The sequence below is a fragment of the Sphingomonas kaistensis genome (genome assembly GCF_011927725.1).
Classification (GTDB): domain Bacteria; phylum Pseudomonadota; class Alphaproteobacteria; order Sphingomonadales; family Sphingomonadaceae; genus Sphingomicrobium; species Sphingomicrobium kaistense.
On the sequence record NZ_JAATJC010000001.1, the window covers coordinates 269,281 to 292,643 of the forward strand.

Genomic DNA, 23,363 nt, shown 5'->3' on the forward strand with positions numbered 1-23,363 from the left:
GTAACGTTCCGGTTTTCGCGGCAGACTGGCGGCGAATCCGCGAGCAACAGGAGCATCAGGATGGCGGAACAGGGCGGCTGTCTGTGCGGAGCGATCCGCTTCGAAGTGCGGGAGGGTGCGCAGCCCGTGCATCACGCGCTGTGCCATTGCCGTGACTGCCAGCGGGCGAGCGGGACGCCGGCCACCAGCTGGAGCCTGTTCGCCAGGGAAGATGTGACCATCACTGGTGAGCCGGCGAGCTTCCGGAGCAGTGAACGTGCCACTCGCCAGTTCTGCGGCAAGTGCGGCACCGGCCTGTTCTATCTCAACGACGCAATCTTCCCCGGGCAGATCGACATTCAGTCCGCGACGTTCGACGATCCCGGTCGCTTCCCGGTGCAGGGGCAGATCCAGACCGCCGAACGGATCGACTGGATGGGCAAGCTCGACAGCCTGCCCAGTTTCGAGCGCTATCCGGGCTGATCGCCGGCCTCCCGGTAACGCCACAGGAGGCCGGCCGGGAACGGCGACCACAGGCTGGTCCTGACCCCCGCCAGCCGCAATTTGTCGGCGACCCACTGGTTGCAGGTGTGGATCGCGCTGGCCCGGCCGCGGCCCTCGTAAAAGGCGTCGTCGGGCCCGTAGCCGGGGTGGTCGATCCGCCGCGGCCGGCCGTCGAAGTCGGCCCTGATCGCCGCCCACAGCCGGCGGTATTCCTCGGGCCGGAGGCGGATCGCACGCAGTTCGATCCCCGGCTCAGCGGTCTGGTCGACATGCAGCACCCGCTCGCCGCCCGTCAGCGCCGCCCACAGGGTGCGGGCGCTGAGGTCGCTCCAGGCCGGCGTCTCCAGATAGACCCGCCGCTCGCCCGCGCCGAAACCATACCATCGGACCGGCAAGGGCGGATCCGCCACGTCGCTCGGAGGAACCACCTCGCTCCAGTCCAGCCCCTGCTTCCTCGCCGGCATGACGATGTCGACGTGGATGCCGTTGGAGCGCAGGTAGATGGTGGTGCCGTCCCCCGGCTCCTGCCAATCGCGGTTCACGGGAAGGAGGCCGCCGGCCACCGCGGCGGCCAGAAAGGCGAGCGGAAAGGCGGCAAGCGCGAGCAGCAATCGCCTGCCGAAGCCGCTCTTCCGGCCTCGCCTTCTCCCCCTCGTCACCACCGCAACCAAACCCTGCCTTGCCTAATCGGTCCACCACAACTATCTGCGCCGCACGTCGCCTGCTAGCCAGCGCGGCATCGGTCGGGGCGTAGCGCAGCCTGGTAGCGCATCACACTGGGGGTGTGGGGGTCGCAGGTTCGAATCCTGTCGCCCCGACCATTTTTCTTTCCTTGAAGCTGGAAAAGAGCCGCGACACCGATGCCCGAGATGAGCTTGACCCTCGCAGCCGCAGCGCCCGCAGCGCCGGGCGGTGCCGCCGCCTTCATCATGCAGATTTTCCCGTTCCTGCTCATCTTCGTGATCTTCTATTTCCTGATGATCCGTCCGCAGCAGAAGAAGATGCGCGATCACCAGGCGATGATCGGCGCCGTCAAGAAGGGCGACGAAGTGATCACCGCCGGCGGCATCCGCGGCCGGGTCACCCGCGTGGTCGACGAGCGTGAAGTCGAGGTCGAGATCGCCCAGGGCGTCAAGGTCCGGGTCGTCCGCTCGACGCTGTCGCAGGTGCTCAACCTGTCGCCCAAGGGCGCGAACGACTGATGTTCGACCTGCCGCGGTGGAAGATCTGGGGAATCTTTCTGGCGATCGCGCTGGGCATTGCCTTCGCTATCCCGAGTTTCTTTCCCAAGAGCCAGGTCGCGACCTGGCCGTCGTTCGTCCCGCGGACCCAGATCGCGCTTGGCCTTGACCTTGCCGGCGGCAGCCAGCTGCTGCTGGAAGCCGACCTTGCCGATGCCGAAAAGCAGCGCCTTGCGGCGATGGAAGACAGTGTCTCGCAGGAGCTTCGGCGTGCTCCCCGGATCCAGGCCGGCGACATTTCGACGTCGGGCGGACGGGTCAGCTTCATCCTGCGCGATCCGACCCAGCTCGATGCCGCGGTGGAGCGGCTGCGCACCCTTACCGCCGGGGTCGGACTGACCGGAACGCGGACCTGGAACGTCAGCACCGCCGACGGCAACCGGGTCATCATGACACCCACGCCCGAAGGCGCGCAACAGGCCGTCAAGGACGCCATGACCGTGGCCCGCGACGTGGTTCGCCGCCGCATCGATCCGTCGGGCACCCGCGAGGTCACCGTCATCAACCAGGGTGCCAACCGCATCCTGGTGCAGGTTCCGGGCGTCGACGACCCCGAAGCCCTCAAGCGCCTGATCGGCCAGACCGCCCGCCTCGAGTTCAAGCTGGTCGACCTGCGCGCCGACCAGAACCAGGTCGCCCAGGGCCGCGCCCCGGCCGGAAGCCAGGTGCTGCCGATGGCCGACGGAACGGGAGCGATCGCGGTCCAGCGCCGGGCGATGGTGTCGGGCGAGAACGTGTCGCAGGCGACCCAGGCATTCGACCAGCAGACCGGCGCCCCGGTGGTCACCATCCGCTTCGACACTGCCGGCGCCCGCCGCTTTGGCCGCGCCACCACCGAGAACGTCAACAAACCGTTCGCGATCATCCTCGACAACAAGGTGCTGTCGGCGCCGAACATCAACGAGCCGATCCTTGGCGGCACCGCGCAGATCAGCGGCAACTTCACCGTCGAGACCGCCAGCGAACTCGCCGTCGCGCTGTCGTCGGGCAAGCTGCCGGTCAAGCTCGACGTCATCGAGGAGCGCACCGTCTCGGCCGAGCTTGGCCGCGATTCGATCGAAAAGGGGCTGCTCGCCTCGGCCGCCGCGGTCCTCGCGGTGATGATCTTCATGATTCTCACCTATGGCCGGTTCGGGGTCTACGCGAACCTCGCGCTGCTGGTGAATGCCTTCATGATCCTCGCGATCATGGGGATCTTCGGCTCCGCGCTGACCCTGCCCGGTATCGCCGGCTTCGTGCTGACGATCGGCGCTGCGGTAGACGCCAACGTGCTGATCAACGAGCGCATCCGCGAGGAGCAGAAGCGGGGACGCAAGCTGCTCGACGCGATCGACACCGGCTACAAGGAGGCGTCCACCGCCATCTTCGACGCCAACATCACCAACACCATCGCTGCGGCGCTGATGTGGTATTTCGGCTCGGGCCCGGTGCGCGGCTTCGCCATCGTGCTGCTGATCGGCATCATCACCTCCGTGTTCACCGCGGTGAACTTCACCCGCCTGCTGGTCGCCCTGTGGGTGCGTGCCAAGCGGCCGCGCGAACTGCATATCTGAGGCCGATGCCATGAAGCTGCTGAAGCTCGTCCCCGACGACACCAACATCGATTTCATGAAAGTGCGCAACATCGCCCTCATCCTGTCGATCCTGGTGACGGTCGCCAGCCTCGCGCTGGTCGGCATCAAGGGCCTCAACCTCGGCGTCGATTTCATCGGCGGGCAGGTGGTCCGGACCACCTTCGCCCAGCCGGTCGCGATCGAGGATCTGCGCAGCCGGGTCGAGGCGCTCGACGTCGGCGAAGCCAGCATCCAGGAATTCGGCGACGGCAAGACCTACCAGATCCGCCTGCCGCGCCCCGACGGCCCCGAATCGCAGGCCGCCGCGATCACCGGCAAGGTCCGGACCATGCTGCAGTCCCAATATCCGGGGGTCACGGTCGGCGCCGCCGAAGCGGTGTCGGGCAAGGTGTCCGAAGAACTGGCGCGCGACGGCTTGCTTGCGATCACCCTCGCCATGCTGGGCGTCGCCATCTACATCTGGTTCCGGTTCGAATGGCAGTTCGGCGTCGGCGCGCTGGTCACGCTGGGCCACGACGTCGCGCTGATCCTCGGCTTCTTCGCGCTGACCCAGTTGCAGGTCGACCTCAACATCGTCGCCGCCTTCCTTGCAGTGGTCGGCTATTCATTGAACGACACGGTGGTGATCTACGACCGCATCCGCGAGAATTTGCGCAAGTTCCGCAAGATGCAGATCGTGCCGATGCTCAACCTCTCGCTGAACGAGACGCTGTCGAGGACCATCGTCACCTCGGGCTCGATCATGCTGGCGCTGGCGACCCTTCTGATCTTTGGTCCCGACGTCATTTTCGGCCTGACCGCCGCGATCCTGCTCGGCACCTTCATCGGCACCTATTCGTCGATCTACATCTCGGCCCCGATCCTGGTCTGGCTGGGGATCAAGCCCGACAGCTTCCTCAAGATCGAGGACAAGGCGCCGAACCTGGCGGGCAGCGACGGGGCGGTGGTGTAAGCGGCGGTTCAGCCGCCCTCCCCCATCAGCGCTTGGCCTCCCTCCCCGACTGCCCTAGAAGGCCGCCCATGCCCAAGACCAATCGTCTCCTTCTTCTCGCGTTGAGTGTTGCGGTGGTCCTGCCCGCCGCAGGTTGTGCCCGCAACCGCACCAAGTCCGACACCGCCTATGTCGCGCGCGACGTCAACACGCTCTACGCGCTGGCCAAGGGCCGGCTCGACAGCGGCGACTATACCGTCGCGGCCAAGACCTTCGACGAGGTCGAACGGCAGCACCCTTATTCGGTCTGGGCCCGCCGCGCGCAGCTGATGAGCGCGTTCAGCTATTACATGGCGAAGACCTATCCCGACGCGATCAGCTCGGCCCAGCGCTTCCTGACGATCCACCCGGGTAACAAGGACGCGCCCTACGCCAACTACCTGATCGCGATGAGCTATTATAATCAGATCGCCGACGTCACCCGCGACCAGAAGATCACCGGCCAGGCCAGCGATTCGTTCCAGGAGCTGATCCGCCGCTATCCCGAGAGCCGCTACGCTGCCGATGCGCGCCTGAAGCTCGACCTCATCAACGACCAGCTCGCCGGCAAGGAAATGGAAGTCGGCCGCTACTACCAGCGGTCGGGCAACTGGCTCGCCAGCGTCAATCGCTTCCGCGAGGTGGTCGACAAGTATCAGACCACCACGCACGCGCCCGAGGCGCTGATGCGGCTGACCGAGAGCTACCTCGCGCTCGGCACGCCCGACGAGGCGGTCAAGTCGGCCGCGGTGCTTGGCCGCAACTATCCCGGAACGGTCTGGTACGAGCGCGCCTATGCGCTGATCCAGCGGCACGTTCCGAACGCCCCGCGACAGGCGGCTTGAGGACAGAAGCCGAGCCGACATGCTGAGGCAGCTCGTCATCCGTGACGTGGTGCTGATCGATCGGCTGACCCTCGATTTCAGTGATGGCCTCGGCGTGCTGACCGGCGAAACCGGGGCGGGCAAGTCGATCCTGCTCGATTCGCTCGGGCTGGCGATGGGCATGCGGGCCGACAGCGGACTGGTCCGCTCCGGCCAGGACAGCGCGTCGGTCACCGCCGAATTCGATCTTCCGGACGGGCACCCGGCCCTCGCCGTGGTCGAGGAAGCCGGGATAGAGAACGAAGCGGGCGAGCCGCTGATCTTCCGCCGCACGCTCAAGGCCGATGGCGGCAGCCGCGCTTTCCTTGGCGGCGGCGCGGTGCCGGCGGCGGTGCTGCGCGAAGCGGCGGGCACGCTGGTCGAGATCCACGGCCAGCACGACGATCGCGGCCTGCTCAACCCCAAGGGGCATCGGGCGCTGCTCGACAATTTTGGACGAATCGACCTGGCGCCGGTGGCACGGGCCTGGACCCGGCTGGCCGACCTGCGCAGTGAGCTCGACACGTTGCGACGCACCGCCGCCGACGCCGACCGCGACCGCGAATTCCTCGACCACAGCATCGAGGAACTGGCCAAGCTCGAGCCCGAGGAGGGCGAGGAGCAGCGGCTGGCAGAGAAGCGCGCCGCGATGAAGCAGTTCGCGCGGGTGCAGGACGACCTCGATGGCCTCGCAAGCCTGTTCACCGGTTCCGACGGCGGCCTGTCGCAGTTGCGCCAGGCGGCGCGGCGGCTGGAGAGGGTCGCCGAGGCGCACCCGCTGCTTGGCGAGGCGCTGACCGCGCTCGACCGGGCGCTGATCGAGGGCGGCGAAGCCGAAGAGAAAGTGATCGCCGCGCAGCGCGATCTGGCTTTCTCCCCTGAGGAACTCGAAGAGGCCGAGGCGCGGCTGTTCGACCTTCGCGGCCTTGCCCGCAAGCACCGGGTCGAACCCGATCAACTGGCCGAATTGCTCGACCGGATGCGTGAACAGCGGCAGGCGATCGATGCCGGCGAAAACCAGATCGCCGAGATCGAGCGAGCCCTCGCCGTCGCGCAGGGCGATTTTACGGCGGCGAGCGACGCGCTGACCGCGGCCCGGGTCGCGGCGGCCGGGCGACTGGACGCAGCGGTCGCGGCCGAACTTGCGCCGCTCAAGCTGGAAGCGGCGCGGTTCCGGACCGTGGTCGCAGGCGGCGATGCGGGTCCGTCAGGCAGCGACCGGGTGGAATTCGAGGTATCGACCAATCCCGGCGCGCCGTTCGGGGCGCTGACCAAGATCGCGTCGGGCGGCGAATTGTCGCGCTTCATCCTCGCGCTGAAGGTGGCGCTGGCGGAGGAAGGCGGGGCGTCGACGATGATCTTCGACGAGATCGACCGCGGCGTCGGCGGCGCGGTGGCGAGCGCGATCGGCGAGCGGCTGGCCCGGCTTGCGACGCGCAGCCAGCTGCTGGTGGTGACCCACAGTCCGCAGGTCGCGGCACGGGCGAGCCGCCACTACCGGATCGAGAAGAGCCACGGGGACGAGGGCACCCGCACCACCGTCCGACTGCTCGACGCCGACGAACGGCGCGAGGAGATCGCCCGGATGCTGTCCGGCGCGGCGGTCACCGAGGAAGCGCGGGCCCAGGCCGCGCGCCTGCTCGAAACCGCCTGACGGCGCGGCTTAGTCGGCCGCCGTCAGCTGGCGCTGCCCATTGGCCTTGAAGACCTGGCCCCACTTCATCACGAAGCCGACATTCTCCAGCAGCCGGATGTTGGCGATCGGATCACCTTCCACCGCGACGATGTCGGCGTCCTTGCCCGGTTCGATGGTGCCGGCGACGGCCGAGACCCCGAGCAGGTCGGCGGCGTTCACCGTCGCGGCCTTGATCGCGTCGGCAGGGGCCATGCCGTTCCTGACCATCAGCGCGAACTCCTCCGCATTCTTGCCATGCGGGCTGACCGCGCTGTCGGTACCGAAGGCGATCTTCACCCCTTCCCGGACGGCGCGGGCGAAGCTCTTCTCGGCATTGCCCTTGGCGGCCGCGGCCTTTTCGAACTGCGCCGGGGTCAGCGCGCCGCGCTCGCCGTCCTTGTAGGCCGCGGCGGGCGCCAGCAGGGTCGGCACGTAATAAGCGCCGGTCTGCTTGTAGAGCCGGAAGCTCTCGTCGTTGGCGAAGGTGCCATGCTCGATCGAGCTGACGCCGGCGCGCAGCGCGCCATTGATCCCGCTGGTGCCATGGGCATGGGCGGCGACCTTGCGATCGAACGAGCGCGCGGTGTCGACCACCGCCTTCATCTCATCGTCCGCCATCTGCTGGTTGAGCCCGCCCGCGACGTTGCTGAGAACGCCGCCGGTGGCCGCGATCTTGACCACGTCGGCGCCGTCGCGGATCTGCTCGCGGGTGGCGCGGCGGCAGTCGTCGACCCCGTTGCAGACATTGGTCTGGTGATCGTGCCCGATCTCGGCGAGTTCGCGATTGACGCCATTGACCGGATCGCCGTGGCCGCCCGACACCGAGATCATCCGCGCTGCCATGATGATGCTCGGCCCGACGAAGGCACCGCTGTTGATCGCGCCCTTGAGCGCCCGGATCCCCGGCGGATCGCCGCCGAGGTCGCGGACGGTGGTGAAGCCTGCCGCAAGCGTCTTCTTGGCGTTGGTGAGAGCGGTATAGGCCTCGTCCTCCTCGTTTCGGACAGGCGCCTGCAAGCGGGCCTGGAGCCGGTCGTCGAGGCCGCCGAGGTGGACGTGACTGTCGATCAGGCCCGGCATGACCGTGCTGGTGCGCAGGTCGACGACGCGGGCGCCGGGCACGTCCGCGAAGCCGCTGCGGATTTCGACGATCTTGCGGCCCTGGACGATGATCGAGGCATTGCGCTTGGGCGCGCGGCCGGGGACGTCGATCAACGTGCCTGCGTGGATGACGGTGACGGGCTGGGCGGGTGGCGCCGCCTGCACGACGGCGGCGGCTGCGATAAGCGAAAGCATGGTGGTCCCCCTGGGTTTCTCGCCGCAGCTTAGCCCGGTGCCCGCTCCTGCCAATAGCGGAAAGCCTGCCGTTGCAGGCGATCGATCAGGAGGCGCGCGTCGGGGCCGGTCCAGTCGCCGGTGAAGCGGTGTTTCTCCCAGCTCCCGGTCCACCAGCCCTGGCCGGGCAGGCCGTCGGACTGGCGCACGACCAGCACCGCAAGCTCCGGCTCGCCATCCGCTTGCGCCGCGTCGTCGACGGCGGCGAGGGTCTTGCACAGCGCCCGCATCCTGGGCCGGGTGAACGGATGGCCGAGCCGGGCGAGCAATTCGCTGTAGGTCAGCGGATGGCCGGCGGCGGCAGCGGCAAGCAGATGCTCGCGCACCGCCACCGGATCGGCGATGCTCACTGGCTAGGAAGGCTGCTCGGCGACCGGGGTCAATTCGTAGACCTCGAGCTTGGCGCCTGAACGGGGATAGGGAAGCACCAGCCGCCAGCGCATCGGCCCGATCCGCTCCAGGAAGCCGGCCATGTCGCGGCTATTGTCCGAGCCATAGGGCTTGGGGCGGGTCTCGCTGCCCAGCGCGACGCTGCCGAGGAACACCAATCGGGTCGCGACGTCGTCGTCCCACAAACGCCCGGCCGGTCGCTCGGTCCCGGTCTGCTTGACCAGGGTCAGGAGGTCGTCCTCGACCTCGACATAGCAGAAGAAGGGCTTGAACCGGTTGAAGGCCGGAGTCCGGCGGTCGGTGGCGCCGAGGCGCACCAGGCGGCAATTGTAGCTTCCGGGTGTCGGCGCAGGCCGGGCAAGCGCCGCATTGGGGCGGAGCAGGTCGCCTTCCTCGCGGACTGCCGAGGCGAACCGAACGCGGGCGTCGCGCAGGCCGTCGGTCCAGGCGAACGGCAGACGGCGCAGGCGGTCGGTGTCGGGCGCGGTCGCAACGCTCAGCCAGCGATCGGCCTTGGTCGGCGGCGCCGCGGCGGGAGCGAGGGGGAGGGTCGGCCGGGCCGGCGGTGTCGCCATGCAGCCGGCGAGCACCAGCGTGAGGGCAAGAAGTGATCCGAAGCGAGCGGTGGTCATGGTCGTCCTCACGCTAGCACAGCGACGGTGCGGGTACACACGGTCAAAGGGGCCAAAGGGTTAACAAATCCTTGCGACCGGGCCGCCTCGGCCCCAAGGCGCGGCGGATGGATGCTGCCCGCTCGACCCCCGCCCCCACCCTGTCCCGCGCCGGCCTGAGCCTCGGGGTCGGCGCCTATACGGCGTGGGGACTGATGCCGCTCTATTTCAAGCTGCTGCTCGGCGTGCCGGCACTGGCGATCGTGGCGCATCGGATCAGCTGGTCGTTCCTCCTGCTCGGCGCCCTGATCAGCGCCAGGAGCGCGTGGCCGGCGGTTCGGGCGGCACTTGCCGAGCCGCGGACGGTGCGCCTGCTGCTGGCGACGGCGGGGCTGATCGGGGTCAACTGGCTGCTCTACGTTTATGCGGTGAACAGCGGGCACATCCTTGCCGCATCCCTCGGCTATTACCTCAATCCGCTGGCCAACATCCTGCTCGGCCGGTTCGTGCTGGGGGAGCCGTTGAGCCGGCCGCAGTGGCTGGCGGTGGCGCTGGCGGCGGTTGGGGTGGCGATCCTTGCGGTGGGCGCGCTGTCGCACCTGTGGATCAGCCTGGCGCTGTGCGTCAGCTTCGCGCTCTACGGGCTGCTTCGCAAGGTGGCGACGGTGGAGGCGACCGCTGGCCTTGGGATCGAGACCGCCTTGCTGCTGCCGGTGGCGGTGGGGTGGCTGGCTTGGGCAAGCCTGTCGACCACCCTGCCGGTGTGGGGCGAAACCACTTCCGACATGATGCTCCTGGTGCTGGCCGGGATCGTGTCGACTGTTCCGCTGCTGCTGTTCACCGCCGCCGCCCGGCTGCTGCCCTATTCGACCCTCGGCATCCTCCAGTTCATCGCACCGACCCTGCAGTTCCTGGTCGCCGTGTTCCTGTTCGGCGAGCCGTTCACGCTGGCCCAGGCCGCCGCCTTTGCATGCATCTGGACGGCTGCACTGATCTATCTCGGCGCCGCGCTACGGAGCAGTCGACAGCCGAGCTGAAGCGGCACTAGAAATCGGCGGGGAGCTCCACGACATAAGGGTCATGTTGAACATCATCTCGCTGCTGATCGGCCTTGTCGCCCTGGTCAGCGCAGCCGTCGCCTTCATCCCGCTGCTCGGCTGGGCCAACTGGTTCATCCTGCCGCTGGCGGTGATCGGAGCCGGAATTGGCGCGCTCAGCCCCGGATCCAAGGCCGGGCGCAACCTGTGCATCTTCGTGATCCTTGTCGGCGCGCTTCGGCTGATGCTCGGCGGCGGGATCATCTGAGGCCCTAGCGGGTCTTCACGTAGCGGCCGGGGGCGTCCTCGATCGCTTGTCTCTTGCCCTTGCCGGGGACGCGCGCGCCCTTGGCGTCCACCTTCTTCGGCGCGCGCTCGGTCAGCCATGCCAGCCAGTCGGGCCACCAGCTTCCCTTGTGCTCGGTCGCGCCCTCGATGAAGGCGTCGAGATCCTTGGGCTCGCCCTCGTTGAGCCAATATTGATATTTGCCCGCGCTGGGCGGGTTCACCACCCCGGCGATATGGCCCGAACCGGCCAGCACGAAGCGCTTGGGCCCGGGGACGTGGTCCATGATCTTCCACACGCTCTGCGGCGGGGCGATGTGATCCTCGCGACCGGCCTGGATGTAGAGCGGTGTCTCGATCCGCTTGAGGTCGATCGGGGTGCCGTCGACCGAAATGCCGCCTTCCTCGACCAGCTTGTTCCCCTTGTACAAGGTCTCGAGATAGTCGCGGTGCCAGCCGGCCGGCAGGTTGGTGACGTCGCCGTTCCAGTGGAGCAGGTCGAACGGCGGCGGTTCCTTGCCCAGCAGGTAATTGTTGGTGACGTAATTCCAGATGAGGTCGCGGCCGCGCAGCAGGTTGAAGGTCGAGGCCATCACCCGCCCGTCGACGATTCCCGTGTCGGCGCTCAATTGCCCGAGCAGTCCCATCGTCTCGTCGCCGAGGAATAGCCGGAGGTCGCCGGCATGGGCGAAATCAACCTGCGCGGTGAAGAAGGTGGCCGAGGCGACCTTGTCCGCCTGTCCCCGCGCCGCAAGCAGCGCCAGGGTGGCGGCAAGCGTGGTGCCCGCGACGCAATAGCCGATGGTGTGGACCTGTTCGACGCCGAGCAGGTCGCGGACGGTGTCGATCGCATCGACCTGCCCGCGCAGCACATAGTCGTCGAGCGTGACGTCCTTGATGCTCTCGTCGGCCGATTTCCAGCTGACCATGAACAGGGTGATGCCCTGCTCGACGCACCAGCGGACGAAGCTCTTCTCCGCCGTGAGGTCGAGGATGTAGAAGCGGTTGATCCACGGCGGAAACACGATCAGCGGCGTTTCCAGCACCTTCTCGGTCGTCGGCGTGTACTGAATCAGCTGGTAGAGCGGGGTTTCGTGGATGACCTTGCCCGGCGTGGTCGCAAGGTTGCGACCGACCTCGAAATGGCCCTTCGCGACGTGGGTCATCTGCCCGGCCTTCATGTCGTCGAGCATGTGGCGCAGGCCGGTCAGCAAATTCTCGCCGCGGCTTTCCATCGTCGCCTTCAGGACCTGGGGATTGGTCAGGGCGAAGTTGGACGGGCTCATCGCGTCGACGAAGCTGGCGGTCAGGAATTTCAACCGCTGGTGCGCCTCGCTGTCGAGCCCCTCGGCCTGGTCCGCGGTCTTCATCAGCTGATCGGAAATGGCCAGGTAGGACTGGCGAATGGTGTCGAACACCGGATTGTCGCGCCATTCGGGGGCGGCGAAACGCTTGTCCTTGCGGTCGGCGGCGGCGGCCATCCCGCCCAGCATCTGGCCCCACGCCTCTAGCCCCTTGCCCCATGCCTCGGCCCCGGCGGTCAGCATCGCCATCGGATCGGGCGCGTTGGGAAGCTTGAGCCCGGGCGCGGGATCGCCGGACTTCCAGCTATCGGCCCAGGTTTCGAGCAGCATCTGCTGCGCGCGGCCCATCACCTGGGTCCAGTGCTGCCAGTCCTCGAGGCTTGGAAAAGCGGCTGCGGTGGTATCCGATTCGGTGGTCATCAGGCGCTCCCCAGGGCGGCGCGAAGGTCACGAAGTTCTCGAAGGTCACATAGGGCGGGCGTCTCGCGAAAGGCCCGGGCCCCGGTCGCGATGTACAGGCTGCCGCGCGGAAAGGTCGTCATGCAAGGACAATGACAGAGTGAAGCCGTGTAGGACAGGGGCCGCCTTCCCGTTCGTCGGAGCGGGGCTGGATCGGCGGTTGCTTCGTCGCGTCGCTCCCCGCAAGGACGGGAGGAGATGAACCCGCCGCTGCCCATTCCTGCCCTGCCACTGGCGATCCAGGCGATCGACCTGTTCGGGATCGCGGTGTTCGCCGTGTCGGGCGCGCTGCTGGCGGCGGAGCGCAAGCAGACCTTCGTCACCTTCCTGTTCTTCGCGGTGGTGACCGGGGTCGGCGGAGGCACGCTGCGCGACCTGCTGATCGGCGCGCCGGTGTTCTGGGTGCAGGGCAACGAGGTGCTGCTGATCTGCTTTGCCGCCGCGACCCTGGTGTGGCTGGCGAGCCGGCGGTGGTTCGCCGGAAGCGCTCTGCTGTGGTTCGATGCCGCCGGGCTGGGTGCCTATGCCACCTACGGCGCGGCCAAGGCGCTGGCCTATGGAATCGCGCCCGTCCCGGCCTTCGCGATGGGCGTGCTGACCGCCTGCGCGGGCGGGATCATCCGCGACGTGCTGGCGGGCGAGCCGTCGATCCTGATGCGGCCCGAGCTCTACGTCACCGCCGCCGCCCTTTCGTCCGGGCTGCTGGTCGGGCTGGCGCTGCTGGGAATGACCGGCTGGGCCGCGGCGCTGCTGGCGGCGCTGGCGGGGTTCGCCCTGCGCGGGCTGGCGATCGCCCGGGGCTGGAGCCTGCCCGCCTACGAACGCTAGAAGCGGCGTGAAATCCTCGCGAGCCCAAGGAGATAAGCGGGCTGTAACTCGCAGTTGGCTCGGCTAGGGGGAGGCAAATGGGCGTGGCCTTTCCCTCCCCGGCGATCGACGCCGACCCGCCGGTGCGCACCAAGCGAACGAAGTCGCGGCGACAGCGGCTGGCAGGGCTCCTCGCGGCACTGGCGCTAGAAGCGCTGGTAGTGCTGGCGCTGCTGACGCTCGGAAGCGGACGGTTCGCGGAGATGGCCAAGGAGGGCCAGCCGCTCAAGACGTTCGACCTCGCCGCGCCGAGCCCTGAGCCGGTGGTGGAGGCGGTCAAGACGCCCGAAACGAAGAAGGTGGAAACCAAGGCCGAGCCGCAGCCGACGGTGGAAACCGCGCCGGCCGCCCCCGCGCCCGACGTGCCCTCGGTCCAGCCGCCGACGCCGGCCCCGGCTCAGCCTTCGCCGCTGGTGCAGTTGTCGCGCGACGACCTGGCCTCGGCTGACCTGCGCTCACTGCCCTCGGCGCCGAAGCCCGCTCGGACCTACGGCCCCGCGGCGCCGAGCAGCGCGGCCGATACGCCGCTGGCATCGGGCACCGGGCCGAACGGGGAGCGGCTATACGCCGCCGCCTGGCAACGCGGCGAGCCGACCGAACAGGAAATGCGCGGGTATTTGCAGACGGCGCAGCCCGGGTGGGCACTGATCGCGTGCAGAACGGTGCCCGACTTCAAGGTCGACGATTGCGTGGCGTTGGGAGAGTCGCCTGGCTCTCAGATGGCCCGCGCCGTCCTAGCCGCGGCCTGGCAGTTCCGTATCCGGCCCCCGCGCGTCGGAGGGCGTTACCAGGTCGGCGAATGGGTCGAGATTCACTACAGATACGGGACGACCCGCCGCAATTCGTGGGAGAAGGACCGGGACTGAGCCCGGCCCTTCCTGATCTTCAAGCCTCGGCGGGTTCCTTCGCCAGCACCTTGAGCAGCGCTTCGGCGGCGGGTTCGCTCGACGGCGGGTTCTGGCCGGTGATCAGCAGACCGTCGGTGACGACATGGGGCTTGAAGGTGCCACCCTTGCTGTAGTCGCCGCCGAGCCGCTTCAGTTCGTCCTCGAGCAGGAAGGGGACGACGTCGGTGAGGCCGACCGCTTCCTCTTCCTCGTTGGTGAAGCCGGTGACCTTGCGGCCCTTGACCAGCGGGCTGCCGTCGGGGGCGGTGACGTCCTTGAGCACGGCGGGCGCGTGGCAGACGAGGGCAACCGGCTTGTCGTCGGCCAGCGTCCGTTCGATCAGGGCCTTGCTGTCGGCATCGTTGGCAAGGTCCCACAGCGGGCCGTGGCCGCCGGGATAGAAGACCGCGTCGAAGGCCGAGGCGTCGATGTCGGACAGCTTTTCGGTCGCGGCGAGCTGGGCCTGGCCGTCCTTGTCGGCCTTGAAGCGGCGGGTGGCGTCGGTCTGGGCGTCGGGCTCGTCGCTCTTGGGATCGAGCGGCGGCTGGCCGCCCTTGGGGCTGGCAAGGGTGATGGCGTGGCCGGCGTCCTTGAGGACGTAATAAGGCGCTGCGAATTCCTCGAGCCAGAAGCCGGTCTTCTTGCCGGTGTCGCCCAGCTGGTCGTGGCTGGTCAGGACCATCAGGATGTTCATGGCGCGGGGATCTCCGTTGGGTTTCGTTTCAAGACGAACAACGGTGGTCGTTTTGGGTTCCGCTTGCCCTTGCCGCACTGCAGCAAGAGCGGCACAATCGGTCTCATGCACACCGACTTCTACCGCATCGAGCGCCTGCCGCCCTACGTCTTCGCCGAAGTGAACGGGATGCGCGCGGCGATGCGGGCGGAAGGTCGCGACGTGATCGACCTCGGCATGGGCAATCCCGACAGCCCGCCCCCGGCGCATGTCGTGGCCAAGCTGGCGGAAGTGGCGGCCAAGCCCGATGCGCACGGCTATTCGGCGTCCAAGGGCATCCTTGGCCTGCGCAAGGCCCAGTCGGCTTATTACAAGCGGCGGTTCGGGGTGGAGGTCGATCCCGAGAGCGAGGTGATCGTCACCCTGGGCTCGAAGGAGGGCCTCGCCAACCTCGCGCAGGCGATCACCGCGCCGGGCGACGTGATCCTCGCCCCCAACCCTTCCTATCCGATCCACAGCTTCGGTTTCATCATCGCCGGCGCCGCGATCCGCTCGATCCCCGCCGCGCCGGGCGAGGAATTCTTCGAGCGGCTGCGGATGGCGATGCGCTACACCGTGCCGCGGCCCAAGGTGCTGGTGATCGGTTATCCGTCGAACCCCACCGCCTACGTCGCAGATGTCGCTTTCTATGAGAAACTGGTCGCCTTCGCCCGCGAGCATGGGATCTGGATCATCTCCGACCTGGCCTATGCCGAAATCTATTTCGGCGAGACGCCGACGCCGTCGATCCTCGCGGTGGAGGGCGCCAAGGACGTCGCTATCGAGTTCACCTCGATGAGCAAGACCTATTCGATGGCCGGGTGGCGGATCGGCTTCGCGGTCGGCAACCGCGAGCTGATCGCGGCGCTGACGCGGGTGAAATCCTATCTCGACTATGGCGCCTTCACCCCGATCCAGGCGGCGGCGGTGGCGGCGCTGAACGGGCCGCAGGACTGCATCGCCGCGACCCGCGCGCTCTACAGGAAGCGGCGCGACGTGCTGGTCGAGAGCTTCGGCCGGGCCGGCTGGGATATCCCGGTGCCCCAGGCCAGCATGTTCGCCTGGGCCCCGATCCCCGAGCCGTTCCGGGCGCTCGGCAGCATGGAATTTTCCAAGCGGTTGCTGGCCGAGGCGGGGGTAGCGGTCGCGCCCGGCGTCGGTTTCGGCGAGGAAGGCGAAGGCTTCGTCCGGATCGCGCTGGTCGAGAATGAGCAAAGGCTTCGGCAGGCCGCGCGGAGCGTGAAGAAGCTGCTCAAGTCGGCCTGATCGACCCTTTGGCGGGTCCGTGCGTTCAAGGGGAATGAGACAGCTCAGCCCTGGCCCCGCCGCCCTTTCCGCCGCGCTTATCCTGCTTGGCGGATGCGCTACGACCGGCCCGATCGGCGGACCGGGCATCGACCCCTTGCTGGCGCGGGGTGAGCAGCCGGGCTGGCAGCTGACGGTGACGCCGGCGCGGATCGTCTATGCCACCAACGACAATAGCGTCGTGGTGGACGAGCCCAACACCGGCGGGACGGTGCCCAAGAACGGCCGCCTTGCCGGACAGCGCATCCAGGTCGAAACCAGGACCCAGCCGTGCGCGCTCACCTCGGGCAATTATGCGCAGACGGTGCGGGTGACGGTCGACGGGCAGCTCCGCACCGGGTGCGGCGGCGACCAGTCGCGCGGGCTGAGCCTTGGCGCTGGGACCTGGACCGTGCTGTCGGTGAACGGTCGCCCGACCCCGCTCGACCGGCCCTTCACCGCGCAGTTCGACCGCGGGCGGCTGAGCCTGCAGCTTGGCTGCAACCGGCTGAACGCGCCTTATGCGCTGGCCGGACGGGTGCTGAGCGCGGGCACGGTGGCCAAGACCCGGATGGCCTGCGCCGACCCGAGCTTCGAGGAAGCGGGGGAAAAGGCGCTTGCGCTGCCGTTCGACGTCGAGCCGATCGGAAACGACCAGCTGGTGCTGCGCAACCCGCTCGGCACGCTCAACCTGGCGCGCACCCGCAGCTGACCTCGGCCTAGAAAATCAGGTAGGCGGCGACGTAGCGCAGGACGAGAGCGGCAAGCACGATGGTCGCCCAGCGGCGGCTGCGGACGATCATCGCCGCGACCAGCAATGCCGCCAGCAGGAGGGTCATGCCGAGCGATGCGGGAGCGACCAGCCGCGGCCGGATCGCCGGTACCGAGGCATAATAGGTCATCTGCACCACCAGCAGCGCGAGCAGGATGCCGACCACGATGCGGCGCACCCGGAAGAAATGCTCGTCGAGGTCGGCAAGCTGGCTGAGGTCGCGCGGGAACACCAGTCGCGCTGCCAGATAGTAGGCGCCGGCAAAGGCGGTCACCAGCATCAGGCTTTCGCCCGACACCCGGACCACCGGGCGGACAGTCCAGGCCGCGGACCAGAAGGACAGGAGGTCGAGGAGAACGAAGACCGCGAGCAGCGGGCAGAGCCAGCCGATCCGCAAGGTTGGGCGGGACTGCAGCCGTTCCTCGATGCTTCGGGCGAGCCCGCTCAGCACTTCGGCGATCGAAAGGCCGAGCATCAGCCCGTAAAGGGCGAACAGGAATTCGAAATCGCTCATGCTCGGCCGGATCATGTCGGTGCGCCGCCGGTTTGACTAGGGCGCGCGGCAGCTTCAGGACGGGAGCCATGCCGCGGATGCGCAAGAAAGCCGACCTGCCGACAAAGACCTGCGTGTCGTGCGGGCTGCCGTTCGCGTGGCGCAAGAAGTGGGAACGGGACTGGGATCAGGTGAAATTTTGTTCGGACCGGTGCCGCTCGGCGGGAGCGAAGCAGGCGTGACGCTGCCGGTCACTCCTGACGACGCCTCGGCTGTTGCGCGGATCATCGGCCAGGCGGTGGCGCCAGTATTCCTGCTGGCGGGGATCGGCGCGTTCCTCAACACGCTGACCGGGCGGCTGGCGCGGATCGTCGACCGTGGCCGCGCGATCGAGCCACGGCTGCTGGAAAGCATCGGTCCCGAACATGAACGGTTGGTCAGCGAGATCAACACGGTCGACCGGCGGATGCGGCTGATGAGCAGCGCCATCACCTCCACCGTGGCGAGCGCGGTACTGGTCTGCACCGTGGTGGTGCTGCTGTTCGCCGCGGCGCTGGTTGACCTCCACGCCGGAAACGCCATCGCTTTGCTGTTCATCGGCGCGATGGTGACGCTGGCCGCGGGCTTCTTCATCTTCCTGATCGAGACCCGGATCGCGGCGCGGGCGATCCGCGTGCGCCCGGCGCTGCTCACCCACGAAGTCGACGAGGCGACCGGCGACGAAGGCTAGCTTGGGCGTGGCACTTCCGCGCCGGCGGTAGTCCATTCCTCGAACTGGCCGTCGCGGCGGAGCCCGGCGCGGAAGGCGTGGCCGACGGGATCGAGCACCAGCCAGGCATCGGGCGCCTCTGCCACCAGGAAATTGCCGCGGCGGGTGAGCGGTCCGGCCGCCATCATCGCATTGCGATAGGGCTTGGCCGACGCGCCCAGCCGGGCATTGAGGTCGACGCTGATCGCGCTTGTGTCGATCAATCCGCTTTCGGACGGGCGGCGGCCGATCATGCCGTCGAGTTTCGACCAGTCGCCCGGGGCTTCGGCCATCGTTTCCAGCGCTGGGGTGACGGCATTGTCCGCCCATTTCTCGTTGCTTGAACAGGCGGACAGCGAGGCGGCGAGCAGGAGCAGGGGGAAGCGGTGCATGGGTGGACAACGCCGGGCGAGGGCATTTCGCTGCCATCGTCCTTGCGGGGGCGGAACAAGGCGTCGGCGCCGGTGCTTTGTTGATCGAGTCGCAGGCCGCCGGTAGGGGCATTGGCCAAAGGCGAACAGGAGGAACAACCCACCGTGATCCAGGCATCCAATATTCTCGACCGCGTCCTCGTCCTCGAGATGGTGCGAGTGACCGAGGCGGCTGCGATCGCCGCTTCGACCCTGATCGGGCGCGGCGATGAAAAGGCGGCCGACGCGGCGGCGGTGCAGGCGATGCGCGCGGCGCTGAACGAGCTTCCGATGGACGGCACGGTGGTGATCGGCGAAGGCGAGCGCGACGAGGCGCCGATGCTGTATATCGGCGAAAAGGTCGGCTCCGAGCAGGGCACCGGCCCCAAGATCGACATTGCTCTCGACCCCCTCGAAGGCACCACCATCACCGCCAAGGCCGGGCCGAATGCGCTGGCGGTGCTTGCGATCGCCGAAGCGGGATGCCTGCTCAACGCGCCCGACGTCTACATGGAGAAGCTGGCGATCGGGCCGGGCTATGCGCCGGGGCTGGTCAGCCTGGAGCGTTCCGCCACCGAGAACGTCACCGCGCTGGCCAAGGCCAAGGGCGTGTCGCCGAACGAGATCATCGCCTGCGTGCTGGATCGTCCGCGCCACGCGAAGGTGATCGCCGAACTGCGCAGCCTCGGCTGCGGCATCATGCTGATCCCCGACGGCGACGTGGCGGGCGTCATCGCCACCACCAACCCCGACACCACGGTCGACATTTACATGGGCTCGGGCGGAGCGCCGGAAGGCGTGTTGGCGGCCGCTGCGCTGCGCTGCGTCGGCGGTCAGATCGAGGGCAAGCTGCTGTTCCGCAACGACGACGAGCGTGGCCGCGCGCGCCGCTGGGGGATCGAGGATCTCGACCGGATCTACCGGCTCGAGGACATGGCCAAGGGCGACTGCATCTTCGCCGCGACCGGGGTCACCGACGGGTCGCTGCTGAAGGGCGTCAAGCGCCGCCGCGATTTCATCACCACCGAGAGCATCGTCATGCGCGCGTCGAGCGGAACGGTGCGACGGATCGCGGGCGAGCATCGCAAGACCAGCGCTTGAAGCCGTCACCCGCTGCTGTACTAAGCGGGTATGACAGTTGGCATCGGTGAGATTGAGGACGGGATCGTAGCGGCGGAGGCGGTAGCCCCCGTCCGGCCCGGCGGGGTCATGCCCGTTGAGCGTTCTTACGTGCAGGTGATCCGCGCCCGCACCCTCCTCGCCTGGCTGCCGGTCGTGATCGGCGCGGTGGTGCTGGACCGGCTGGTGCTTGCAGACACCGCAGTCGGCGGGCTGCTGCTGGTGGCAATCCCGCTGCTGGCGCTGCTGACCGCCGTCACCGCTCCCCCCCGGATATGGGCGCGGCTCGGCTATGCGCTGGAGCCGGCGATGCTGCGGGTGGTGCGCGGATGGCTGTTCCACACCGATACGCTGGTGCCGCTGGTGCGGGTCCAGCATCTCGACGTTGCTCGCGGGCCGCTCGACAAGATGTTCGGCACCGCCACCCTCGCCATCCACACCGCCGGTACCCACAACAGCATCGTCAGCCTGCCCGGACTGTCGCCGGACCGCGCTGCCGAGCTGGCGGCGGTGATCCGCACCCACATCAAGGCGGACCTCGACTGAGGTGAGCGAGCTTGCGCTGACCGCCGACCAGGCCCCGCCCGAGCGGCTGCACCCGCTTGCCCTGCTGGGCGGACTGGGGCGCGCCGCGCGCAACTTCATCGGCGGCATCGCGGCGGGCGGCTATTTCGCCTTCCAGGGCCGGACCTCGCTGGCGCTGATCGTGCTTGGCGCCCTGTGCGTGATTGGCCCGGCCGCGCTCTTCCTGCACTGGCGGCGCTTCTCCTTCCGGGTCGGAAGCGACGCCATTCGCATCGACAGCGGCATCCTCAGCCGCAACCAGCGCACCATCCCGTTCGACCGGGTCGCCGACGTCAGCATCGCGCAGGGGCCGCTGCAACGGCTGTTCGGGATCGCCCGGGTCACGCTGGAGACCGGAGGGTCGGGCGCCGGCAAGGAGGAAGGGGTGCTGGACGGCATCGCCCTCCACCGCGCCGAGGCGCTGCGCGAGCATGTCCGGACCATGCGGCTGGGGGCGAGCGGCGCCGCGGTCGGCGAGCCGGCGGCCGTGGTGATCGAGCGCGACGAGGACCCTCCCCTGTTCGCGATGGACTTGCGGCGTCTGCTGACGCTGGGGATGTTCAACTTCAGCCTGGCAATCTTCGCGGGCCTGTTCGGTGCCAGCCAGACGGTCGGCGACGCGCTCAACATCGATCCGTTCGAGCGCACGTTCTGGACCCCGATCCTCAGCCAGTACGGGCTCGGCGACTGGCTTCTCGCCCACCGCATCGGCCTTGCGGTCGCAGGGGTCGCGGTGCTGGTCCTGGCGGGACTGGCGACCGGGATCGTACGGACTGTCCTGCGCGACTATGGCTTCCGGCTCGACCGTACCGGCAACGGCTTCCGCCGCCGCCGAGGCCTCCTCACCAGGACCGACGTCTCCCTTCCGGCACGGCGCATCCAGGCGGGTCTGATCGCCACCGGGCCGCTTCGCAATCGCTTCGGCTGGCGTGCGTTCAAGGTGCTGAGCCTGGCCGGCGAGGGCGGGCAGCCCGGCAAGGAGGGTCGCGACGATCATGTCCTGGCGCCGCTTGCGACCGAGGACGAAGTCGCCGGGATCGCAGCGGCCATCGGCCTTGCCATTCCGGACGAGGCGACCCCCTGGCGGCCAGTGTCGCGCGGTCACCTTACCAGTTTCGTGGCGGTGGTCGGGGCGCTGATGCTGCTGGGCGCGGTGGCCGGGCTGCTGTTCCTCGCCGCCCTCAATGCCCCCGCAGAGGCCTATGTCGCGCCGCCGCTGCTTGCCCTCGCCGGGGTCGCCGGGCTCGGGCTGCTGCGCTGGTTCGAGTGGCGCCACACCGCTTACGCGCTGGAGGCCGGGCGCCTGCTGATCCGTACCGGCTGGTGGAGCCGCCGCACCCTCCTCGTCCCGCTCCGCAACGTCCAGAGCGTGACACTGCGGGAAAGCAGCCTGTCGCGGCGGTTCGGAATCGCCAGCCTGGCGGTAGATGTCGCGGGCGGGCGATCGGGCGGACAGATCGTCCCCTCCCTGCCGCGAGATCAGGCGAGTCTTCTGCACCGGGAACTGCTATCGGCGCAGCCATGAACGCGCTTGGAGTTACGCAGTCGCTGTCGGGACAGGCCTGGCGCTGGCGGCGGCCACAGTCGGAAGAGAAACTCGGCACCGCTCTTCTCGACGAGCTGCTGCTCGGCCGCGGGGTGAGCCCGCACGAGCTCGATCGCTATCGCAATCCGACGCTGCGCGACCTGCTGCCCGATCCCAGCCATTTCCGCGACATGGACGCCGCGGCCGAGCGGGTCGCCGACGCGGTGCTGCGCGGAGAGACGGTCGCGATCTTCGGCGATTACGACGTCGATGGGGCGACCAGCAGCGCGCTCCTGGTACTGCTGCTGCGCCAGCTAGGCGTGGAGGCGCTGGTCCATATCCCCGACCGCCAGGCCGAGGGCTATGGCCCCAACCTGCCGGCGCTGCTGGCCCTCAAGGCGCGCGGGGCGAGCCTGATCGTGACGGTGGACTGCGGCGCGCAGGCGTTCGAGTCGCTGGCCGGGGCGCGCGAGGCCGGACTCGACGTGGTGGTAGTCGACCATCACCAATGCGCGGCCGCGCTTCCGCTGTGCCACGCGCTGGTCAATCCCAATCGGCTGGACGAAGGCGAGACGGGGATGAGCCACGGCCACGTCGCAGCGGTCGGCATGGCCTTCCTGCTCGGCGTCGCGCTGGTCCGGACGCTGCGCGGCAAGGGCTTTTTCGCCGCCCGGCCCGAGCCGCGGGTGATCGAATTGCTCGACCTCGTCGCGCTGGGCACCGTCGCCGACGTCGCGAAGCTGCACGGGCTCAATCGCGCATTCGTGACACAGGGGCTGAAGGTGATGGCCGGCGGCCGCAACCTCGGCCTCTCCGCATTGGCCGAGGCCGCGCGGTTGAAGGGGCCGCCGACCTGCCGCGACCTCGGCTTTGCGCTTGGGCCGCGGATCAACGCCGGCGGGCGGGTCGGACGCGCCGACCTTGGCGTGCGGCTGCTGACCACCACCGACCCCGAGGAAGCCCGCGCCATTGCGCAGGAGCTCGACCGCCTGAACGAGGAACGGCGCGGGATCGAGCAGGTCGTGCTCGACGAGGCGCTGGCCCAGGCACTGGCGATGGAGGGAGACCCGGTCGTCACGGTCGCCGCCGAGGGCTGGCACCCGGGGGTGATCGGGATCGTCGCAGGGCGGATCAAGGAACGGGTCGGCAAACCGTCGTTCGTTGTTGCGGTCGGCGAGGACGGGATCGGCAAGGGTTCCGGCCGCTCGATCACCGGCGTGGATCTTGGCGCAGCAGTGCTCGCGGCGAAGGACGAGGGATTTGCGATTGGCGGCGGTGGGCATGCGATGGCGGCGGGGGTCACCCTGGCGCCGGGCGGCGTCGGCGCCTTCCGCGACTATCTTGGCCAGCGGCTGGCGGACGACGTCGCAAAGGCCACCGCCAACCGCGCGCTGATCCTCGACACCATGTGCGCGCCGCGCGGGATCGCCGGCGGGCTATGCGATTCGCTCGACCAGGCCGGGCCCTATGGCGTCGGCTGGCCGCAGCCGCGGGTGGCGGCGGGTGAGGCCCGCCTGATCCGGGTCGGAGTGGTCGGCAACGGCCATGTCCGCGGGATCGCCTGCGGGGCCGACGGGGCGAGCTTCAAGTGGATCGCCTTTCGCGCCGCCGACACGCCGCTCGGGCAGGCCCTACTGGCGATGCCGGGCGACCGGAAACTGTGGCTCGCCGGCACCGTCCATCGCGATAGCTGGAACGGCGGCGAGGCGGCCGAGCTGCACCTCGAGGATGCGGCGCTGGCCTGACCAAAATCTC

26 protein-coding genes and 1 tRNA gene are annotated in these 23,363 nt (G+C 68.6%); 19 read left to right on the top strand and 8 right to left on the bottom strand.

Translation table 11 applies throughout. The annotated features are described in order from the left end of the window. Positions 1-60: 60 nt before the first annotated feature. Positions 61-462 carry a GFA family protein gene (locus GGQ97_RS01240; protein WP_168067274.1) on the top strand — a complete coding sequence of 134 codons (402 nt, stop codon included), beginning with the start codon at positions 61-63 and terminating at the stop codon, positions 460-462. Here the strand turns inward: GGQ97_RS01240 and GGQ97_RS01245 are convergent. Continuing rightward, complete coding sequence (locus tag GGQ97_RS01245) at positions 450-1,094, bottom strand: TIGR02117 family protein (protein ID WP_245197797.1); 645 nt, start codon at positions 1,092-1,094, stop codon at positions 450-452. The two genes, GGQ97_RS01240 and GGQ97_RS01245, sit on opposite strands and share 13 nt — an antisense overlap. Before the next feature lie 133 nt (positions 1,095-1,227). Between GGQ97_RS01245 and GGQ97_RS01250 the strand changes: the two genes are divergently transcribed. From GGQ97_RS01250 to recN, 6 genes are all read left to right on the top strand, one after another. Further along, positions 1,228-1,304: transfer RNA gene (locus GGQ97_RS01250), tRNA-Pro, on the top strand. A 39-nt stretch (positions 1,305-1,343) separates the two neighbouring features. Then, positions 1,344-1,685, top strand: a complete 342-nt coding sequence (yajC, locus tag GGQ97_RS01255) for a preprotein translocase subunit YajC (protein WP_209022766.1) — start codon at positions 1,344-1,346, stop codon at positions 1,683-1,685. After that, complete coding sequence (gene secD / locus GGQ97_RS01260) at positions 1,685-3,277, top strand: protein translocase subunit SecD (protein WP_168067275.1); 1,593 nt, start codon at positions 1,685-1,687, stop codon at positions 3,275-3,277. The genes yajC and secD overlap by 1 nt, the downstream gene beginning before the upstream one ends. 10 nt (positions 3,278-3,287) lie before the next feature. Then, positions 3,288-4,250 (top strand): protein translocase subunit SecF, encoded by a 963-nt coding sequence (gene secF, locus GGQ97_RS01265; RefSeq protein WP_168067276.1) that lies wholly within the window; start codon positions 3,288-3,290, stop codon positions 4,248-4,250. Between the two features lie 68 nt (positions 4,251-4,318). Then, a complete protein-coding gene (locus GGQ97_RS01270) occupies positions 4,319-5,113 on the top strand; it encodes an outer membrane protein assembly factor BamD (protein ID WP_168067277.1) in 795 nt (264 codons plus the stop codon). Between the two features lie 19 nt (positions 5,114-5,132). Further along, positions 5,133-6,785 carry a DNA repair protein RecN gene (recN, locus tag GGQ97_RS01275; RefSeq protein WP_168067278.1) on the top strand — a complete coding sequence of 551 codons (1,653 nt, stop codon included), beginning with the start codon at positions 5,133-5,135 and terminating at the stop codon, positions 6,783-6,785. A gap of 9 nt (positions 6,786-6,794) precedes the next feature. On the opposite strand, the gene GGQ97_RS01280 is transcribed toward recN, so the two are convergent. The 3 genes from GGQ97_RS01280 to GGQ97_RS01290 are packed head-to-tail and all read right to left on the bottom strand — an operon-like array spanning position 6,795 to position 9,163. Next, positions 6,795-8,102, bottom strand: a complete 1,308-nt coding sequence (locus GGQ97_RS01280; protein WP_168067279.1) for a metal-dependent hydrolase family protein — start codon at positions 8,100-8,102, stop codon at positions 6,795-6,797. Positions 8,103-8,131: 29 nt separating this feature from the next. Beyond that, positions 8,132-8,491 (bottom strand): ribose-phosphate pyrophosphokinase, encoded by a 360-nt coding sequence (locus tag GGQ97_RS01285; RefSeq protein ID WP_342448417.1) that lies wholly within the window; start codon positions 8,489-8,491, stop codon positions 8,132-8,134. A 3-nt stretch (positions 8,492-8,494) separates the two neighbouring features. Further along, a complete protein-coding gene (locus GGQ97_RS01290; RefSeq protein ID WP_168067280.1) occupies positions 8,495-9,163 on the bottom strand; it encodes a DUF4893 domain-containing protein in 669 nt (222 codons plus the stop codon). Positions 9,164-9,270: 107 nt separating this feature from the next. On the opposite strand from GGQ97_RS01290, the gene rarD reads away from it, so the two are divergent. Beyond that, positions 9,271-10,179 carry an EamA family transporter RarD gene (gene rarD / locus GGQ97_RS01295; RefSeq protein WP_168067281.1) on the top strand — a complete coding sequence of 303 codons (909 nt, stop codon included), beginning with the start codon at positions 9,271-9,273 and terminating at the stop codon, positions 10,177-10,179. A 43-nt stretch (positions 10,180-10,222) separates the two neighbouring features. After that, complete coding sequence (locus GGQ97_RS01300; protein WP_168067282.1) at positions 10,223-10,447, top strand: hypothetical protein; 225 nt, start codon at positions 10,223-10,225, stop codon at positions 10,445-10,447. Between the two features lie 4 nt (positions 10,448-10,451). Here GGQ97_RS01300 and GGQ97_RS01305 read toward each other — a convergent pair whose 3' ends face one another. Beyond that, the gene (locus GGQ97_RS01305; RefSeq protein WP_168067283.1) at positions 10,452-12,188 is read right to left on the bottom strand and encodes a PHA/PHB synthase family protein; all 1,737 of its coding nucleotides are present in this window, start codon (positions 12,186-12,188) and stop codon (positions 10,452-10,454) included. A gap of 237 nt (positions 12,189-12,425) precedes the next feature. On the opposite strand from GGQ97_RS01305, the gene GGQ97_RS01310 reads away from it, so the two are divergent. Both GGQ97_RS01310 and GGQ97_RS01315 read left to right on the top strand, forming a co-directional pair. Next, a complete protein-coding gene (locus GGQ97_RS01310; RefSeq protein ID WP_168067284.1) occupies positions 12,426-13,055 on the top strand; it encodes a trimeric intracellular cation channel family protein in 630 nt (209 codons plus the stop codon). A gap of 77 nt (positions 13,056-13,132) precedes the next feature. Beyond that, positions 13,133-13,960 (top strand): hypothetical protein, encoded by an 828-nt coding sequence (locus GGQ97_RS01315; protein WP_168067285.1) that lies wholly within the window; start codon positions 13,133-13,135, stop codon positions 13,958-13,960. 19 nt (positions 13,961-13,979) lie between these two features. Here GGQ97_RS01315 and GGQ97_RS01320 read toward each other — a convergent pair whose 3' ends face one another. Next, positions 13,980-14,675: a type 1 glutamine amidotransferase domain-containing protein gene (locus GGQ97_RS01320; protein ID WP_168067286.1), complete on the bottom strand. Its 696-nt coding sequence runs from the start codon at positions 14,673-14,675 to the stop codon at positions 13,980-13,982. 105 nt (positions 14,676-14,780) lie between these two features. Between GGQ97_RS01320 and GGQ97_RS01325 the strand changes: the two genes are divergently transcribed. After that, a complete protein-coding gene (locus GGQ97_RS01325; protein WP_168067287.1) occupies positions 14,781-15,959 on the top strand; it encodes an LL-diaminopimelate aminotransferase in 1,179 nt (392 codons plus the stop codon). A gap of 34 nt (positions 15,960-15,993) precedes the next feature. Then, positions 15,994-16,689 (top strand): META domain-containing protein, encoded by a 696-nt coding sequence (locus tag GGQ97_RS01330; protein WP_168067288.1) that lies wholly within the window; start codon positions 15,994-15,996, stop codon positions 16,687-16,689. Positions 16,690-16,696: 7 nt separating this feature from the next. Here the strand turns inward: GGQ97_RS01330 and GGQ97_RS01335 are convergent, their stop codons facing one another. After that, positions 16,697-17,278 (bottom strand): hypothetical protein, encoded by a 582-nt coding sequence (locus GGQ97_RS01335; RefSeq protein WP_245197799.1) that lies wholly within the window; start codon positions 17,276-17,278, stop codon positions 16,697-16,699. A gap of 53 nt (positions 17,279-17,331) precedes the next feature. On the opposite strand from GGQ97_RS01335, the gene GGQ97_RS01340 reads away from it, so the two are divergent. Together GGQ97_RS01340 and GGQ97_RS01345 are read left to right on the top strand one after the other, a co-directional pair. Further along, a complete protein-coding gene (locus GGQ97_RS01340) occupies positions 17,332-17,484 on the top strand; it encodes a DUF2256 domain-containing protein (protein ID WP_168067289.1) in 153 nt (50 codons plus the stop codon). 56 nt (positions 17,485-17,540) lie between these two features. Continuing rightward, positions 17,541-17,972, top strand: a complete 432-nt coding sequence (locus GGQ97_RS01345) for a DUF2721 domain-containing protein (RefSeq protein WP_342448546.1) — start codon at positions 17,541-17,543, stop codon at positions 17,970-17,972. Here GGQ97_RS01345 and GGQ97_RS01350 read toward each other — a convergent pair. Continuing rightward, positions 17,969-18,382, bottom strand: coding sequence for a hypothetical protein (locus GGQ97_RS01350; protein WP_168067290.1), 414 nt, complete (start codon positions 18,380-18,382; stop codon positions 17,969-17,971). The genes GGQ97_RS01345 and GGQ97_RS01350 overlap by 4 nt on opposite strands. Before the next feature lie 144 nt (positions 18,383-18,526). On the opposite strand from GGQ97_RS01350, the gene glpX reads away from it, so the two are divergent. The 4 genes from glpX to recJ are packed head-to-tail and all read left to right on the top strand — an operon-like array spanning position 18,527 to position 23,353. Further along, a complete protein-coding gene (gene glpX, locus GGQ97_RS01355) occupies positions 18,527-19,501 on the top strand; it encodes a class II fructose-bisphosphatase (RefSeq protein WP_168067291.1) in 975 nt (324 codons plus the stop codon). A gap of 30 nt (positions 19,502-19,531) precedes the next feature. Then, positions 19,532-20,065, top strand: a complete 534-nt coding sequence (locus GGQ97_RS01360; protein WP_245197800.1) for a PH domain-containing protein — start codon at positions 19,532-19,534, stop codon at positions 20,063-20,065. Between the two features lies 1 nt (position 20,066). Continuing rightward, a complete protein-coding gene (locus tag GGQ97_RS01365) occupies positions 20,067-21,608 on the top strand; it encodes a PH domain-containing protein (protein ID WP_168067292.1) in 1,542 nt (513 codons plus the stop codon). Next, complete coding sequence (gene recJ, locus GGQ97_RS01370) at positions 21,605-23,353, top strand: single-stranded-DNA-specific exonuclease RecJ (RefSeq protein ID WP_168067293.1); 1,749 nt, start codon at positions 21,605-21,607, stop codon at positions 23,351-23,353. Before GGQ97_RS01365 ends, recJ begins: the two co-directional genes overlap by 4 nt. The last annotated feature ends 10 nt before the right edge of the window (positions 23,354-23,363 follow it).

What these genes read in the sequence shown, in the direction of transcription:
- GGQ97_RS01240 (WP_168067274.1), top strand. Translation starts at nt 61, where the DNA reads ATGGCGGAACAGGGCGGCTGTCTGTGCGGAGCGATCCGCTTCGAAGTG.
- yajC (WP_209022766.1), top strand. Translation starts at nt 1,344, where the DNA reads ATGCCCGAGATGAGCTTGACCCTCGCAGCCGCAGCGCCCGCAGCGCCG.
- secD (WP_168067275.1), top strand. Translation starts at nt 1,685, where the DNA reads ATGTTCGACCTGCCGCGGTGGAAGATCTGGGGAATCTTTCTGGCGATC.
- secF (WP_168067276.1), top strand. Translation starts at nt 3,288, where the DNA reads ATGAAGCTGCTGAAGCTCGTCCCCGACGACACCAACATCGATTTCATG.
- GGQ97_RS01270 (WP_168067277.1), top strand. Translation starts at nt 4,319, where the DNA reads ATGCCCAAGACCAATCGTCTCCTTCTTCTCGCGTTGAGTGTTGCGGTG.
- recN (WP_168067278.1), top strand. Translation starts at nt 5,133, where the DNA reads ATGCTGAGGCAGCTCGTCATCCGTGACGTGGTGCTGATCGATCGGCTG.
- GGQ97_RS01280 (WP_168067279.1), bottom strand. Translation starts at nt 8,102, where the DNA reads ATGCTTTCGCTTATCGCAGCCGCCGCCGTCGTGCAGGCGGCGCCACCC.
- GGQ97_RS01290 (WP_168067280.1), bottom strand. Translation starts at nt 9,163, where the DNA reads ATGACCACCGCTCGCTTCGGATCACTTCTTGCCCTCACGCTGGTGCTC.
- rarD (WP_168067281.1), top strand. Translation starts at nt 9,271, where the DNA reads ATGGATGCTGCCCGCTCGACCCCCGCCCCCACCCTGTCCCGCGCCGGC.
- GGQ97_RS01300 (WP_168067282.1), top strand. Translation starts at nt 10,223, where the DNA reads ATGTTGAACATCATCTCGCTGCTGATCGGCCTTGTCGCCCTGGTCAGC.
- GGQ97_RS01305 (WP_168067283.1), bottom strand. Translation starts at nt 12,188, where the DNA reads ATGACCACCGAATCGGATACCACCGCAGCCGCTTTTCCAAGCCTCGAG.
- GGQ97_RS01310 (WP_168067284.1), top strand. Translation starts at nt 12,426, where the DNA reads ATGAACCCGCCGCTGCCCATTCCTGCCCTGCCACTGGCGATCCAGGCG.
- GGQ97_RS01315 (WP_168067285.1), top strand. Translation starts at nt 13,133, where the DNA reads ATGGGCGTGGCCTTTCCCTCCCCGGCGATCGACGCCGACCCGCCGGTG.
- GGQ97_RS01320 (WP_168067286.1), bottom strand. Translation starts at nt 14,675, where the DNA reads ATGAACATCCTGATGGTCCTGACCAGCCACGACCAGCTGGGCGACACC.
- GGQ97_RS01325 (WP_168067287.1), top strand. Translation starts at nt 14,781, where the DNA reads ATGCACACCGACTTCTACCGCATCGAGCGCCTGCCGCCCTACGTCTTC.
- GGQ97_RS01330 (WP_168067288.1), top strand. Translation starts at nt 15,994, where the DNA reads ATGAGACAGCTCAGCCCTGGCCCCGCCGCCCTTTCCGCCGCGCTTATC.
- GGQ97_RS01335 (WP_245197799.1), bottom strand. Translation starts at nt 17,278, where the DNA reads ATGATCCGGCCGAGCATGAGCGATTTCGAATTCCTGTTCGCCCTTTAC.
- GGQ97_RS01340 (WP_168067289.1), top strand. Translation starts at nt 17,332, where the DNA reads ATGCCGCGGATGCGCAAGAAAGCCGACCTGCCGACAAAGACCTGCGTG.
- GGQ97_RS01350 (WP_168067290.1), bottom strand. Translation starts at nt 18,382, where the DNA reads ATGCACCGCTTCCCCCTGCTCCTGCTCGCCGCCTCGCTGTCCGCCTGT.
- GGQ97_RS01360 (WP_245197800.1), top strand. Translation starts at nt 19,532, where the DNA reads ATGACAGTTGGCATCGGTGAGATTGAGGACGGGATCGTAGCGGCGGAG.
- recJ (WP_168067293.1), top strand. Translation starts at nt 21,605, where the DNA reads ATGAACGCGCTTGGAGTTACGCAGTCGCTGTCGGGACAGGCCTGGCGC.